The sequence below is a fragment of the Benzoatithermus flavus genome, assembly GCF_037908215.1.
GTDB lineage: Bacteria > Pseudomonadota > Alphaproteobacteria > Geminicoccales > Geminicoccaceae > Benzoatithermus > Benzoatithermus flavus.
The window spans coordinates 1-519 of sequence record NZ_JBBLZC010000149.1 but is presented as its reverse complement, the minus strand read 5'-3'; the positions used below and the strand labels follow the sequence as shown (position 1 = coordinate 519).

General features: G+C 59.3%; 1 pseudogene and 1 other annotated feature. The pseudogene reads right to left on the bottom strand.

From position 1 onward, the window contains the following. Positions 1–8: 8 nt before the first annotated feature. Positions 9–233: a binding site (T-box leader), on the bottom strand. A gap of 61 nt (positions 234–294) precedes the next feature. Next, positions 295–519, bottom strand: a pseudogene (locus tag U1T56_RS24615) (MFS transporter); the annotation flags it as partial.

Sequence of the window (519 nt, the reverse complement as noted above, 5' to 3'; positions counted from 1 at the left end):
TCCCGAACAAAAGGGACGAGAGGAACGCTTCCCGCGGTACCACCCTTTTTTGGCGCGCCTATGGCGCACCCGCTTTGTTCCTTAACGCAGATTCACGGCCGGCGTTATCGGCCGCAGCCGTTCACGCCGGCAACTCCGAGGCGAGTTCGCGGATTGACTTCGGTTGACTCGCACCGACCGTCAACTCTCTGCCGTCCATCAAGCCCGCTACTATTCCTCTTCACCGTTGTTCGCTTTATGATGACAAATTTATTATTATTGTAAAAAATTTGTCGATCGATTGCAAGCGGAAAACTAGACGGTCACAGCCGTTTTTTCCCCCGCCTCTTCCGCCCGCTTCGGCAGCCCCCCGGCAAACACGAGCGCCGCGCCGGCGGCCAGCAGAGCGAAGGCGACAAGCAATCCGATGAGCGGTTTCATTCCGAACGCATCGGCGACCCACCCGCCGAGGACCGGCCCGATCATCCGTCCAGCCGTGGCCGTGCCGTTGACGATCCCTTGGTAAAACCCGGCTCTCCC